At 56.9% G+C, this 415-nt stretch carries 1 pseudogene; it reads left to right on the top strand.

What is annotated here, in order from left to right:
• Positions 1 to 415, top strand: a pseudogene (locus EOD29_RS30680) (MmgE/PrpD family protein); the annotation flags it as partial.

Raw genomic sequence — 415 nt, forward strand, 5'->3', positions numbered from 1 at the left:
ACCCGGTCGTCGCGCGCTTCAGCCTGCCTTACGTCATCTCTGTCGCGGCGCAACACGGCAGAGTAGCAATCAGCGATTTCCGTCCGAATGCACTTGAGGATCCGGCCGTGCGCCGCATCATGGCTGTCACGAAGATTGAAGTTGATCCAGAGATCGATCGTACTCACGGTCTGCATCAAAATTCGCCCACAACAGTTTGTGTCAAGCTGAAGGGCGGCGCAGAGCATTTCATTCGGATAGACAAGCCATTCGGACACCCGGACAACCCGGCCTCGCTCGCCGATGGCATGCGCAAACTCAAGGCTTGCGCCGAAATGTCGGTGTTGCCATTCTCCGATACACAGCTCGACTTGATTGGGGAGTTCGTCGAGGACCTTGATAAGCGGCCCACGTTGGCACCCCTATTCGAACTGCT

Origin of the sequence: Mesorhizobium sp. M1A.T.Ca.IN.004.03.1.1 (genome assembly GCF_003997555.1) — a bacterium.
GTDB lineage: Bacteria > Pseudomonadota > Alphaproteobacteria > Rhizobiales > Rhizobiaceae > Mesorhizobium.